Raw genomic sequence first — 14,851 nt, forward strand, 5'->3', positions numbered from 1 at the left:
TCAATAGCTATCATGCTACTTTGTTAAATTAGTTTTACTTTAAATTTTTTTTGAGTAAAGTTCAATGATGCATTTACTTAACGTTCTTTTTACTAATTTATTTTCCAGGAGGGATAAACAGGGAGCATGCAAATTAATGGTTTAATTGAAATTGAGAAAAAAAATTTCCAAAATTTGTTTCCGGTTTCTGGCAACTGTAGTTCTCACAAACGTAAAAGGTTGATTTACAATTAAAATCTTTCCCTTCTAATAATGGAAAACCTTCCTTAAAATTTTGAGAAACCTGAAAAATTTTGTCCGGAATATAGTTTTTTAGAAAGGGAGCGATAAAGTTTTGAGCCTCCTCGCCTGTAAAAACTACTTCTTTTATGGGAAAACTTTGTTGCAAAATAACAAGTGTCCAATAGCCAAATGATGTGGGATAATTGACAATGGGCTTCATCAACGAAGCTATCATCTTCCTGCTGCGTTGCCCCCATTCGGGCTTATCTAATATTGTGTCTAAATAGAGCAGATTAAACGCCATTACAGCATTTCCACTAGGGGTAGCACCATCATATAGTTCTTTTTTACGAACAAGGACATTCGGTTGCTGTTTTGAAGTAAAGTAAAAAAACAAATTTTCTTCATCCGAATAATTTTGTATTGCCTGTTCGGTTAAGGATTCTGCCTTATTTAAATAAGTAGCATCTCCCGTAATTTCTTGTAATGCAATGTAGGCCTGAATGATAAATGCAATATCATCCAAAAAAGCAGGTAATGACTGGCGGTGGTTATTGGATTGGTGCAGCCATTGTTGTTCCTGTTTAAACTTATTTTCCAAAACTTGCATGGTTTCAATTGCTCTTTTTTTGAAGGCTTCCATACCTGTTGCAGCATATGCTTTTGCCAAAGCCTGTATCATTAAAGCATTCCAGCCCGGTAATATTTTATTGTCCAAACCTGGTTTTACCCTTTTGGAACGGGCAGCTAATAATTTTTGCTTTCCTTTTTCCAAAATTGGGGCTAAAACCTCAACCGATAAGTTATTTTTTTCTGCAAATACTTCAATAGGTTCTTTTATCCATAAAATATTGTGACCATATTCCCAGTTTCCGGACTGTGTTACACCATAAAATTGACAGAAAATGGGTGCATCTTCTCCTAATAAGGCTTCTATTTCCGCTTTTTTCCAAACATAATATTTACCCTCAACCCCTTCACTATCGGCATCCCAGGCACTATAAAAACCGCCTTTGGCATCCATTAAATTCTCTGCCATCCATTCAATGGTATTGACCATTGCCTGCCGATAGGTTGATTTATGTGTAATTTGATAAGCTTCTGCCAGCAATTCAACCAATAAAGCATTATCGTATAACATTTTTTCAAAATGGGGCACTAACCATTCCGTATCGGTACTATATCTGGCAAAGCCACCCGCAATTTGATCGTAAATTCCGCCTTGCACCATTTTGTCAATACTCAATAAAGCCTGTTGCAAAGCCTTTTCTGATTGGCTATGGTAATACATGCGTAATAATGTACGAATGACCATTGTTTGTGGAAACTTGGGTGCCCTACCAAAACCACCCCATTTTGTATCAGCTGTTTGCAAAATATTGGTTTCAATTGCTTGGATGGTTTCTTTTGTTTCAGTACTAATTAATTCTGTTGAAAGGCCAAAATCATTGGCTGCTTTAATATGTTGGGTTAATTGTTGTGCTTGCTGTTCAACCGCATCGCGTTGTTCGGTAAAAGCTTTGTGTACAGCCAACAATACCTCTTTCCAGCTCATTCGGTTATGTGCTCGTTCCGGTGGGAAATAGGTACCGCCAAAAAAAGGTTGTGTATCCGGTGTTAAAAATACATTGAGGGGCCATCCACCACTTCCTGTTAGGGTTTGTACAGCATCCATATATATGTGATCCAAATCAGGCCTTTCTTCTCTATCCACTTTTATATTCACGAAATACTCATTCATTATAGCAGCGATATCTGCACTTTCAAAACTTTCTTTTTCCATAACATGGCACCAATGGCAGGAAGAATAGCCAATACTTACAAGTATAGGAAGGTTTTTTTCTTTGGCCATTTGTAAAGCTTCTTCGCCCCAAGGATACCAGTTTACCGGGTTGTGGGCATGTTGCAATAAGTAAGGACTGCTCTCGTGTATTAAGCGATTGGTATGTTGCATGCTATTAAATGTAAGGCAAGTTACATAAAAAGAAAAAGCCCTTTTACAAGGGCTTGAATTATCTATTAAAATGAAATTATTTAACAGGTTGGTTATTGGTAAGGAAATGCTCAATAGCAGCTGTCATACTGGGTATATGCACATCAGGGGCTTTTAAGTTGAGGGTTAAACCTGCTTCTTCAACAGCTTTCGCCGTATTGTTACCAAAAGCACCTATTAACGTACCATTTTGATGAAAATTAGGAAAATTATCGAAAATAGAACGTACAGCACTTGGCGTAAACAAACAAACCATATCAACGTCATTATTAGCAAACAATGGTTTAATATCATTGCTAATGCTACGATACATAAACCCTAATTGAAACTCACATTGATTGGTTTTAAGCCAGTTCACAATTTCATTATCCTGCTGATTTTCGCTACACACATATAAAAAGTTTTCGTTCTCTTTGTGTTTGTTAATTACAGAAAACAAACTTTTATTAGAGCCATCAGCGCCATAAAAAACTTTGCGTTTTCTATACAAAATAAATTTTTGCAAATACAAAGCCACGGCCTCTGTAATACAGAAATACTTAGTATCCTGACTAATAGATACTTTCATCTCTTCGCAAATACGAAAGAAATGATCAATTGCATGCCTACTGGTAAAAATAATAGCAGTAAAAGTTGCAATATCAATTTTTTGTTTACGAAACTCTTTTGCTGTAATAGGATCTAACCGAATGAAAGGTTCAAAAACAAACTGCACTTGATATTTCCTTTCAATATCAAAATAGGGTGATTTTTCACTTTCCGGTCTGGGCTGAGCAATGATAATTTTTTTTACCGGTTTAAAGTCTACAACATTTGAATTTTTAGTTGCTTTTTTTGCCATGCGAATCTTCTAAAATGTCTACAAAGTTAAACACTATTTCTGTAAATACAGGAACATTAACCTGTACAAACACAACACAGGTATTATTTCAACGGCGCAAATGTACAGGAAAAAATGCAAGCCATTCATTTTCAGCTCCCGACGAAAGGCTGACAGGCTAATAAAAAAACGATACAACCATAAAAAAGCTAATAAACCAAAACTTACTTGTAATGCAATAGCAGCGATAGAATGATTAGAAAATGCCAACAACCAAATAATGGGTATAAGGAATATGGCAGCCACTTTATTAATTAACAAAACAATAAAACTATACTGATTTGCTGCCTGTTTTATGGCAAAAATCCATCCGGCAGATTGTAATAAAACAAATTTTCCCCCATAAATAATGGCTAAAAGAATACTGCTATAAAGCACAATCCACCAAAATGAAGCAATGCTTATTCCATAAAATTGTGCAACCAATGCTATATATAATCCGCCATTAACAATAAACAAAATATTGAATAATAGGGCAGACAATTGTCCTTGGGCCATTTGCTCCCGCATTTGTTTTTGTCGATAACTGGTTTGAAAAAAATAAGCAAATAAGCTGTTGAAATATTTTGAAAACAGTTGTCGTAATAAAGCTAAATAAAATAAAACACCACACAACACATAAAACAAATCATCCTTATCAATAATTTGTTTATACACGGTTATTTGATAAAATGGCGGTTGATTGAACGGCAGGAATGGCGCAGGCATCCATTTAGCATAAGTGCTGGTATCAATTTGTTTAACAGCTGGTGTTTGAGTAGTAAGTTGCCCAACACTATCCTTTACAACTGCATTATTTTGAAGCGCATTGATTGTATCAATAGCTATTTTATTACTTGTATCAGCCTTCAAAAATTTTACGCTGCCAGTAATAATGGGGCGCTTAGTTTTTTTTACTGCCTGTTTCACCATGGTGCTTTCTAAAGCAGGCCTATGCGTATTAAGTTGTTGAATGGCAGGCAGTTGTTTGTCCGTATCGGTTTGTGCCTTCGCATTCACCCATACGAATAGTAAATAAATACAGCAAAACAAAATGGCCTTCCGTTGCATGAAGCGCAAAAATAGGGATAAGCCTTATGGCATCACCCATTTTTTGGTATCTAAATTATTTTTAAAAAAGCCTTACAAAAATAGCCCTGTAAATTTGCAGGCTTAATGTTATTCAAATATTAATATGGCAGGTATTTATTTACATATCCCATTTTGTAAGCAAGCATGTAATTACTGCAACTTCCATTTTTCAGTAAACAAAAACAACATACCTCAAATGGTGCAGGCCATTGCCAATGAAATACATATACAACAAGCATTTTTATCCAATTCAACCATTCATACCATTTACTTTGGAGGCGGTACACCTTCATTATTAAGCTGGGAACAGATTAACTTTTTACTCAATAATATTCAAAAACATTTTTCCATTGCAAACGAAGCAGAAATTACCCTAGAGGTAAATCCCGATGATTGCACACCTGAAAAACTGCAGGCATGGCGCAATGCCGGTATTAATCGTTTAAGTATCGGAACGCAATCGTTTAGAGAAGAAGATTTGAAATGGATGAACCGATCACACAATGCACTTTCGGCTATCAGGGCAATTGAACAGGCACACCAAGCTTCATTTCATAATATTAGCATTGACCTTATATACGGCATACCGGGTTTAACAACTGCAGCATGGCTACAAAATGTACAACAAGCTACACAACTTCCCATTCAGCATTTATCTTGCTATGCATTAACGGTTGAACCAAAGACTGCCTTAAGTAATGCCATTCAAAAAAAACTTTTACCTGATATTAATGTTGATGAACAGGCGTTACAATTTGAACTACTCATGCAATGGCTTCCGGATGCGGGATTTCAACAGTATGAGGTTTCTAATTTTGCCAAATCCGGGTTTGAAAGCAAGCATAACAGCAGTTATTGGAAAGGCATTCCTTATTTAGGGTTAGGCCCTTCCGCTCATTCCTACAATGGTCAATGGCGTCAATGGAATATTGCCAACAATAGTTTGTACTTACAAAGTATTGAAAAAGGCACAATACCTGCCGAAATAGAACAACTAACTCCTTCTCAAAAAAGGAATGAACAAATTATGATTGCATTGCGCATGAAAGAAGGAATTTATTTCAATCAGTTATCTAACCTTTTTTCTCCAGAACACAAAGCGGCATTATTGAGGAATGCGGATAAGTGGATAAACCATAATCTTATGGAATGGTTACCCGAGGCACAACAATTACGGTTAACTACAAAAGGTATGCTTTACGCCGATGGCATAGCCGCCGATTTATTTGAAACTACTTAGTTACACTAATAAAGTTTCTATTTTCTGGAAACCTTCATCCGCGGGCAAATGCTCCCACAATATTTCATAAATGGTTTGCACAATAGGAAGTGATGTTTGGTATTGTTCAGTAATGAATACCATACATTTGGATGCATTATACCCTTCGGCTACCATATTTAATTCTAACTGAGCCGCCTTTACGCTGTATCCTTTCCCAATCATATTGCCAAAAGTTCGGTTACGACTAAAAAGGGAATAACAGGTAACCAACAAATCGCCTAAATATACTGAAGCGGCATAATCATTATCATCCGTTTTATCAGATTCTTTATTTGTAATTGCCTTTAAAAAACGGTTCATTTCTAATGCGCAGTTAGCAATATACACGCTTAAAAAATTATCGCCATACTCTAAACCATGTGCTATGCCGGCACCTAATGCATAAATATTTTTAAGTACTGCAGCATATTGCACGCCTATTACATCTGTATTTGTTTCTGTATTGATGTAAGGTGTTTTAAAATATGCGGCCAATTGTTGTGTAACATTTTTATCAATACCTGAAAATGTTAAATACGATAATTTTTCAGCAGCCACTTCTTCAGCATGGCAGGGACCTAATAAAGTAAAATATTGTTGTAAAGGAAATTGAAAATGTGCTTGCAAATATTCATGAAACAAATATTTATGAAGGGGTAAAATACCTTTTATGGCTGAAATAATGTATTTGTTTTTTAAAACTGTTTTAGGCAAATGATGAAAAGCATCAGCTACATATGCAGAAGGTATGGCTACAACAATTACATCACTGTCTTCAATTACAGTTTGAATGGAGGCCGACATATTTAATAACTGTGTATTAAAATAAGCATTGCTTAAATAATGCGGATTGTGTTTCCTTTGTTGAATGTATGGAATGGTTTTATCATTTCTTATCCACCAGTTAATGTGATGTTCATTATCGGTTAAAATTTTGGCAATAGCTGTTGCCCAACTTCCACTTCCTATAATACCAATTTGCATAGGCAATTTGTTTGAGTACGACAAACATACAGAAAGGCAATGGGTATTACAATTTCTACACAAAAAAACCGGCCAATGAATAAAGCCGGTTTATGTTGAATAGATTAATTGTGTTAATTGGATGGTTTTACTTCGTACAATTTATCCTTCGGGGTTATTAGCACCTTATCTTTATTCTTTAGTAACTTACTTACTGTTGAATATGGGCCTGTAACAACCTCATCCCCTGCTTGAAGCCCACTGGTAACTTGTATATAATTCAAATCCTGAATACCTGTTTTAACAGGTGTCATTTTAACGGTACCGTCTTTCTGTATTACAAATACTACTTCTTGAGTACTATCGGAATTGCTGGCATTCTGCATATTTTTATTACCAGCAGCATTGCTTGTGGAATCAGCATTCATCTCTCTTGTTGTAACGGCATTCAAAGGAACACTTAATACATTTGGCGCAGTGCGGGTTTGTATATCAGCGCTGGCACTCATACCGGGCCTAAAAGGGAAACGACCTTTTACTATTAAGTCCTGATAACTTTCTGGTAACAAACGAATATGTACTTTATAATTGGTAACATCGGTTGAGGAAGCGGTTGCAGTTGCAGAAGCATTAGTAGCTGGATTTGCAATTTTATATACTATCCCTTTGAATTTTCTATCATTGTATGCATCTATTTCTACCAAAGCGGTATCACCAATTTGTATTTTTGGAATATCATTTTCGCCTACATCAACCTGTGCAACAATACTGCTTAAATCAGCAATGCGCATCATCTCTGTTCCTACATTAAAACTATTACCGGCTACTCTTTCACCTTTTTTAATACTTAACAAACTTACAACGCCACTAATGGGTGCAGTAATAATGGTGCGTGATAAATCTTCATTTGCTTTTGCCAACTGTGCCTGTGCATTTTTAATATTAGCTTTATTGGCATTAATATTTTGAATGGCAGCATTATAATTTGCTTCTGCTGAACGATAGGCTTGTTCTGCTGTTTCAAATTCCTGACGGCTAATTACTTTATCGTCTAATAATTTTTTTTGTCTTTTATAATTGGCTTCTGTTTGGTCAACAGTAGCTTTTAATCCAACCAAACTAGCTTGTAAATTAGCCACTTGTGCCTGCGCTTGTGCAACAATTGCTGCCACTTGGTCGCGCTGTGTAACATATATATCAGCATATATTTTCGCCAACTCTTGCCCCTTTTTTACCGTATCGCCTTCATTTACATTTAAGGCAACTACTTCACCGCTAATATCCGGACTAATTTTTACTTCCACTTCAGGATAAATTTTACCGCTAGCATTTACACTTTCAATAATAGTTCTTACTTGTGCTTTTTCAGCAGAAACTTTAATCCCTTCATCTTTACCAATCACACCAGCTGCCTTTAAACCCCATAAGGCACCTAACAAAATAATTAGAATAATGATGGTCCAAAGCAGTTTTTTATTCATACAGTTATTTTTATATAAGTAAGTTGAATGATGTTTATGGTAAGTAAATTATAATTTTAAGCCCATTCCTTTATAAAACTCCAGCAATTTCATTTTAAAAATATAATCATATTCATTGGCTACCTGCTGCAGTTTTGCTTTCAACAAGTTGTTTTGATTGGTAATTAAATCAATGGTTCCAAGCATACCAATTTCATAACGCTTTAAAGCAAAATCGTATGCTTTTTGAGCACTCATTACACTCTTCTTACCGGCATTAAACTTTTCAGCAGCTAATACAGCATTGGTATAGGCAGTATAAATATTGTTTTTTAAAGTAAAGTCTGCCAACTCATTTTGCAATTGGGTATTCTTGATATTTAATTTAGCTTGTTGGTAAGCTATGCGACTTTGCCCGTTATTAAATACAGGAATGCTTAAGTTAATTCCCAAGCCTTGACCAAAGTTGTTGGTGATTTGATTGGACCAACCCTGCCACAATTGTCCAAAATTCTTTTTTGATTGTGTTACAGAAAAAACGGGATTTTGCACATAGTAATTAGCACTACCAATTTTTACAATAGGCTCTGCACCGGTAATGGGCGCATATCCATTAAAAGTATAACCATCAATTTGATTAAATGAATTATAAAAGTTAGTTCCTAAACTAACACCAAACCCCAATGTAGGATAAAGTGCTGCTTTAGCAACCTGCATATTTTTTTGTGCTGCTTTTAAACGAAATGAATTGCCTTTTTGCAAAGGCTGATTATTCAATGCTAAAGCATAAACCACTTCCGGCTGTAAATCAGCAAATGATTCTAAGGGTATGGTGGATACATCGGGTGTATCAACTTCAAAAGGGGCGGCAGCATCTAAATTCAAAACAGCTTTTAGTTGTAATACACTTTGCTGAAAGGTAGTTTTTGCGGCAATGTAATTACTGCTGTCATTAGCTAATTGTGCTTCCAATTCAATTTGGTTTAGCTCAGGCAAGGCGCCGGCATCTACTTGTTTCTTAGTAATATCAAGCTGGGTTTGTGTTTGCTGAATTTGTACTTTGCTAATGTTAATTTGTTCATTGGCACTTAATACCTGCAAATAATAAGTAGCTACGTTTAAAGCCGCATCGTTACTGGCTTTTTCCACATCAGCCAAAGCAGCTTCCGCACTGAACTGTGCTGCGCTTACATTATTTTTTAATCGGTTCCAGTTATACACAGTTACATTACTATTGGCCTGAATATTTTGATACAAGGCCTGGGTATTCGTATAGATGTTGGTAGTACGGTCAATAGAACGACCAAATTGCACACCTACTCCTGTACCTAAGGATAAAGTTGGAATTTGATAATATTTAGCTTGTTTCACCTGTAAGGCAGCCAACCTTGCCTGCACATCGGCTTGTTTAACTGAAATATTGTTTTTTAGGGCATATTCAACACAGCGCTGCAACGTCCACTTTTCAGTAGTTTGTCCGTAACCTAGCACTGTGGAGGAAACAAAAATGAACAAAAACAAATATTTCATGCAGTCATTATTTTATTTTTTTGAACAATACAACTTCAAACAGCCACTCAAAGTGGGTAATCAACCATGCTCTATTCTATACAAAAATAACAGAATAGAAATGGCAACACGAAATTTTAGATAAATGGTTTAATGAACAGGAGCAGCGGCTTTTTTAAAGGCTTGTTGTAAATCGGCTATTAAATAATCAGCGTCTTCAAGCCCCACATATAAACGCAACATTCTATGTTCGGTATTTTGCTCATCGTATTCTGCCTCTGCAAAACCTGCACACCGGGGTACTACTAAACTTTCATGTCCACCCCAACTTACAGCCATGCGAATGTGCTGTAAAGCGTTACAGAATGTTTCAATGGCTTGTATGGGCAATGGCTTTAATACAATGGTACACAATCCACAGGCGCCTTTCATTTGTTGTTTCGCCAACGATAATTGTGGAAAATTGGGCTCAAATGGAAAAATTACCTTTTCAACCAATGATTCTGTTTTTAAATAATCAATTACCCGTTGCGTAGTTTGGGTAATATGCGCCAATCGCATGGGCAAGGTTCGTAACCCGCGAATGAGTAACCAAGCGTTAAATGGTTGAATGCCACTGCCAATATTTAAGTATTCACTGTTAAAAATACGTTCTATCATGGCTTTGTTGCTACTTAATACTCCTGCTACCACATCGCTATGACCACCTATGTATTTTGTAGCAGATTGAATACTAATATCAATACCCATTTGAATGGGTTGCTGATATAAAGGGGTACAATAACTGTTATCAATAACTGAAACAATTTGGTGTTGTTTGGCCAATGCAGCCACGGCAGCTAAATCCTGAAGTTCATAGGTCCAGCTATTCGGTGATTCTAAATAAAACAAGCTTGTATTGGGCTGAATGGCCTTTTGCCAGTTTTCAATTACACTCCCATCAATATAACTATGGGTTACGCCAAAACGTGGCAATATTTCTTCAAACATTTTCCTGGCCCAAGTGTAAACGCCTGCAACACTTACAATATGATCGCCCAATTTTACATTGGCTAAAACAGCCGCAAATATGGCTGCTGCACCACTATTCAATACCAAGCAATCTTCGGCACCATCTAATGCTGCCAGCTTTTGCGATAATATTTTCACCGTTGGATTTAATCCTCTGCTATACAACCAGGTACTATATTCATTAGCAAAAGCATTACGCAAATCGGCCACCGTTTTAAAAGAGAAATTAGAGGTTTGAACAATGGGTGGTGTAACAGCCCTAAAATACTGGTCGTTCTCTTCTCCCAATTCATTCAATATGTAGGAAATATCCTGTTCGTTATTCATACAAATTTTTTTATGGGGTTAAGGTTCTGCTATCATGCTGCTTTTTATGAAAAATAAAATACAAGATTATAAACGCCGCTAATACCAATACACCCACCAATGCCGTTAATGGGGTGCGAATAATAATGCTGACACACACAAACACATAAGCGGCAATAAAAATAATGGGCAGCAATGGATACAACTTCATTTTATAAATGCCGGTATTGTCTAAATGCTTGGTTTTACGTCGCAAAATAAAAATAGTGGCACTCGAGCCCACCATTCCAAACGAATCGAGGAAGATGGTAAAATTCAAAATCTTTTCAAAAGTTTGCGCAAACAAAAGAATAATAATACACATAGCCGTAAATACGGTTAAAGAAACCGTTAACACCTGATTATTACTGCTTTGCTTGCCAAATATTTTTGGTAACGAACCTTCATCACTCATGGCATACATCACCCTTGGGTTGCTTAACAGCAAGGCATTGACGTAAGAAAGTACACCTACAAATAAAAAGAAGGAAAAAATTTCTGCCCCTCGAACGCCAAACACATTGTGAATTAATACGTAAGCAATTTCTGTTTCCTGCTTCATTTGATGAAATCCGATAATTTTATAATAACTATAATTTACCAGCAGATATAAAATAATAATAATGGCTATACCCATGAATATACCACGAGGCATATTTTTAGCCGGCTCATTAATTTCATTCCCGAAATTAATGGTTTGCTGATAGCCCCCATAAGTAAAAGAAACTGCAATTAAGCTTATGCCTAAACTTTGAATCCAACTCATATTTGTGGTAACGTCATTGGCTTGCTGTACAGCAGCCGGTTGCATAACGGGGAAAAATAAGGCCACTATTAACAATACAATCATCCCAATCTTAATCAGCATAAGTATATTTTGTGCCTTAGCACTCATTCTCAAACCCATTAAATTAATACCATAAAAAACAACAATGGCTATGGCACTTATAATGGCTTTATCTACATCATTCCAATGATTGCCGGGCAATAGTTTAACAATATACCCGCTGCCTATTAATGCTACTCCGCTTAATGAAGCTGCATTGCTGATAAGGATAATACAATTAATGGCAAATGCAATACTAGGATGATAAGCCACAGAAAAAATTTTATAATACCCTCCGGTAACGGGATAACGGCTACCTATTTCCGCATAGGTTAATGCCCCACAAAACGCAACAAAGCCGCCTAATAACCAGGCTATGAAATATACAGAAGGATTAATTGCATCTTTTGCTGAAGTAGCTGCTGTTCTAAAAATACCCATCCCTATTACAAGTCCCACCACTATCATGGTAAAGCTAAATAGGTTTAATTGTTGTTTTCCGCGCATAAGGTGTTAGTAAAAACGTTCAATATAATAAACAATTGCATGCCCCTCATCAACTATGTCATTTTATTCCCCACTATTTTCACAAAAATTATTCTTTTTTCACTCCTCCGTATTTCGTTCGTCGTGTACTAATTTTTTTTCAATTCGCTTATCTGGTACTATCCATATTACCGCAACAACCCCATATAAAAATAAAGCCGGCCAGGCATTCCATAGGCCTAACAACATTGCTGTAACATAAATGACCACGGAAATTTTTCCTTTTGCATCGTTACCTATAGCGGTAGCTAAAGCTGTTTTCTTACCATGTAATTGAATGAATGCCCGAACCAATATGTAATAGGCAATAGCACTCATTAATAACACAAATCCGTACACAATTACCGGCAACTGAGCAAAATGATTTTCGCCCATCCAACCGGAAACAAAAGGCACCAACGACAACCAAAATAATAGGTGCAAGTTGGCCCACAATACTTTTCCGTTTACTTGCACAACCGCTTGCAATAAATGGTGATGGTTATTCCAATAAATGCCGAGATATATAAAGCTTAATACATAACTTAAAAATACGGGCCATATTTCCAACAATGCTTCCCAACTCACCATATGTGGAACTTTTAATTCTAACACCATAATGGTAATAATGATAGCCAATACGCCATCACTAAATGCTTCTAGTCGCCCCTTACGCATGCATAAAAGTATTTGTTGCAAGGGAAGATAAATAAAAAAATGGCATATCAATTCATTTCCTATTTTTGCCCTGTATTTGGTTCAGCATAGGGTTTTCGTTCCTTATACTGATTAAAAGGGAAACCGGTGTAAATCCGGTGCTATCCCCGTAGCTGTAAAGGCCTCTGTAAAAAGAGAAAGCAAAACAACCACTGTTCTGTAAGGAATGGGAAGGTGCTTAAGCCTAAGCCAGAAGACCTGCCAATACGCACTCATTGAAAAATGAGTATTTCATTCACGGCTTTCGGGTGAAAAGCATGGAATGTAAAAGACTGACTGCAGCGGTCGTTTATATTTCTCCGTTTGTTCATTTTCCTGAAAGCTCATTGTTCACTTTTAAAAACAAACAACAATGAGCAAATCATTCATGCTCCTTTTAACGGCATCAACACTATGCCTTTCTACTTTCGCACAAATTGACACCATGGCCACCCGCCAATTAAACGAGGTGGTGGTAACCGCCAACAAAATGCCCATGAAAGCGGCTGAAACCGGTAAAATTGTTACGGTAATTGACCACAAAACCATTGAAAACAATGCCGGCAGCAGCTTAGCTACTTTACTCAATACCCAAGCAGGCTTTTTTATTAATGGCAGTAACAATGCCTTGGGTACTAACCTCGATTTATATTTTCGTGGCTCCACAGCCGGTAATATGCTCATTGTGATTGATGGCGTTCCGGTATACGACCCTTCTCAAATCAACAATTCATTCGACCTTAATTCCATCCCCCTTGATCAGGTTGAAAGAATTGAAATTTTAAAAGGCGGCCAAAGTACACTTTGGGGCAGCAATGCCATTGCCGGTGTTATTCAAATTTTCTTGAAAAAAGAATCTAAAAAGAAAATAGCTATTAATGCCAATGCTGCTTATGGCACTTATAACACGTTCAATGGCGCCGCCGGCATCAGCGGCTCCCTGAAAAAATGGGATTATTTGGTTCAATACAATTACATCAACAGCGGTGGATTTCCGGCCGCTTACGATAGTACCGGCAAACAAAACTTTAAAAACGATGGCTTTACCCAAAACAGTGTCATTGCTGAAACCCGTTACCATTTTTCACCACACCTAACGGCTAAGGCTTTCGGTAACTTCAGCAATTATTTTACCGACCTGCCTGCCGGGGCTTTTACCGATGAAAAAGATTATACCTTACGCAACAAAAACAACTTAGGCGGTGCCTCACTGAATTACCAACACAATAAAATTAACTTGACATTGCAAGGTAGTTATCAACAAAGCAATCGCCACTACGTCAACGATAGTACGTATGTCTCTAGCCCATACTTCAATTATTCTAACGAGCAATATACCGGCCATACCACTACTTTGGAAACCTTTGGCAACGTGCAATTGCAACAGCATCTGCGCTTAGTGGCAGGTGTGCAATACCAACACCAAAACACCGGTCAAAGCTATTTTAGCACAGGACCCTATGGCCCTTACACCTCGGAATTAGGACAAGATAGCGCCCATGTTAGCCAAATATCAGCCTATGCTTCCTTATTGTTGTTGAACTTACATGGCTTTAATTTTGAAGTAGGCAGCCGCATTAATCACCATTCCATTTATGGCAACAATGCTACTTACACTATTAATCCCTCATTCATTATTGATGAAAACACCAAATTGTTCATCAACATTTCTTCAGGGTATAATATTCCATCGCTTTACCAACTCTATAGCGCTTATGGTAATAAAAATTTAAAACCTGAAAGCAGCGTTACCTACGAAATTGGTTTACAAACCCAAAGCACCGATAAAAAAATGAGCCTGCGTTTGGCCGCCTTTAAACGCGACACTAAAAACCTGATTATTTTTTATACCGATGCTAACTACAACAGCTATTATATTAATCGCGATGCGCAACACGACTATGGCTTTGAAGTAGAAAGCAATACACAAGTGGGGCGGTTTGGCACCTGGACTAACAACCTAACTTACATTGATGGACATGGTATTCAAAATGGTGTTAGCGTTAACAACTTATTCCGCCGTCCTAACTTTACCATGAACAGCATTCTTACCCTATCGCCATTTAAAGGGTTTACCTTGGCACCCGCC

General features: G+C 36.9%; 11 protein-coding genes and 1 riboswitch. Of the genes, 2 read left to right on the plus strand and 9 right to left on the minus strand.

Annotated features, from left to right (window positions below; translation table 11 throughout):
- Positions 1 to 133: 133 nt before the first annotated feature.
- The 3 genes from ACP5P5_RS10310 to ACP5P5_RS10320 form a co-directional block, all read right to left on the minus strand.
- Positions 134 to 2,176 (minus strand): thioredoxin domain-containing protein, encoded by a 2,043-nt coding sequence (locus tag ACP5P5_RS10310; protein ID WP_428286026.1) that lies wholly within the window; start codon positions 2,174 to 2,176, stop codon positions 134 to 136.
- A 76-nt stretch (positions 2,177 to 2,252) separates the two neighbouring features.
- The gene (locus ACP5P5_RS10315) at positions 2,253 to 3,056 is read right to left on the minus strand and encodes a uroporphyrinogen-III synthase (RefSeq protein ID WP_428286027.1); all 804 of its coding nucleotides are present in this window, start codon (positions 3,054 to 3,056) and stop codon (positions 2,253 to 2,255) included.
- Between the two features lie 33 nt (positions 3,057 to 3,089).
- The gene (locus ACP5P5_RS10320) at positions 3,090 to 4,145 is read right to left on the minus strand and encodes a DUF4271 domain-containing protein (RefSeq protein WP_428286028.1); all 1,056 of its coding nucleotides are present in this window, start codon (positions 4,143 to 4,145) and stop codon (positions 3,090 to 3,092) included.
- A gap of 124 nt (positions 4,146 to 4,269) precedes the next feature.
- Between ACP5P5_RS10320 and hemW the strand changes: the two genes are divergently transcribed.
- Positions 4,270 to 5,406, plus strand: coding sequence for a radical SAM family heme chaperone HemW (gene hemW, locus ACP5P5_RS10325; RefSeq protein ID WP_428286029.1), 1,137 nt, complete (start codon positions 4,270 to 4,272; stop codon positions 5,404 to 5,406).
- Here the strand turns inward: hemW and ACP5P5_RS10330 are convergent, their stop codons facing one another.
- The 6 genes from ACP5P5_RS10330 to ACP5P5_RS10355 all read right to left on the minus strand — a co-directional run bounded on the left by ACP5P5_RS10330 (position 5,407) and on the right by ACP5P5_RS10355 (position 12,744).
- Positions 5,407 to 6,411, minus strand: coding sequence for an NAD(P)H-dependent glycerol-3-phosphate dehydrogenase (locus tag ACP5P5_RS10330; RefSeq protein ID WP_428286030.1), 1,005 nt, complete (start codon positions 6,409 to 6,411; stop codon positions 5,407 to 5,409).
- A gap of 113 nt (positions 6,412 to 6,524) precedes the next feature.
- Positions 6,525 to 7,871: an efflux RND transporter periplasmic adaptor subunit gene (locus ACP5P5_RS10335; RefSeq protein ID WP_428286031.1), complete on the minus strand. Its 1,347-nt coding sequence runs from the start codon at positions 7,869 to 7,871 to the stop codon at positions 6,525 to 6,527.
- A 48-nt stretch (positions 7,872 to 7,919) separates the two neighbouring features.
- Entirely contained in the window at positions 7,920 to 9,380 is a 1,461-nt protein-coding gene (locus ACP5P5_RS10340; protein WP_428286032.1) for a TolC family protein, read from the minus strand.
- Between the two features lie 129 nt (positions 9,381 to 9,509).
- On the minus strand, positions 9,510 to 10,697 hold the full coding sequence (locus ACP5P5_RS10345) for a trans-sulfuration enzyme family protein (RefSeq protein ID WP_428286033.1): 1,188 nt from the start codon (positions 10,695 to 10,697) through the stop codon (positions 9,510 to 9,512).
- 10 nt (positions 10,698 to 10,707) lie between these two features.
- Positions 10,708 to 12,048 carry an APC family permease gene (locus tag ACP5P5_RS10350; RefSeq protein ID WP_428286034.1) on the minus strand — a complete coding sequence of 447 codons (1,341 nt, stop codon included), beginning with the start codon at positions 12,046 to 12,048 and terminating at the stop codon, positions 10,708 to 10,710.
- A 99-nt stretch (positions 12,049 to 12,147) separates the two neighbouring features.
- Positions 12,148 to 12,744, minus strand: coding sequence for a TMEM175 family protein (locus ACP5P5_RS10355; protein ID WP_428286035.1), 597 nt, complete (start codon positions 12,742 to 12,744; stop codon positions 12,148 to 12,150).
- 60 nt (positions 12,745 to 12,804) lie between these two features.
- A riboswitch (cobalamin riboswitch) is annotated at positions 12,805 to 13,002 on the plus strand.
- A gap of 133 nt (positions 13,003 to 13,135) precedes the next feature.
- Here ACP5P5_RS10355 and ACP5P5_RS10360 point away from each other — a divergent pair.
- Positions 13,136 to 14,851: TonB-dependent receptor plug domain-containing protein (locus ACP5P5_RS10360; RefSeq protein ID WP_428286036.1), on the plus strand; the 1,716-nt coding region annotated here is incomplete at its 3' end.

Origin of the sequence: Hydrotalea sp., from assembly GCF_049968455.1 — a bacterium.
Lineage (GTDB): Bacteria > Bacteroidota > Bacteroidia > Chitinophagales > Chitinophagaceae > Hydrotalea.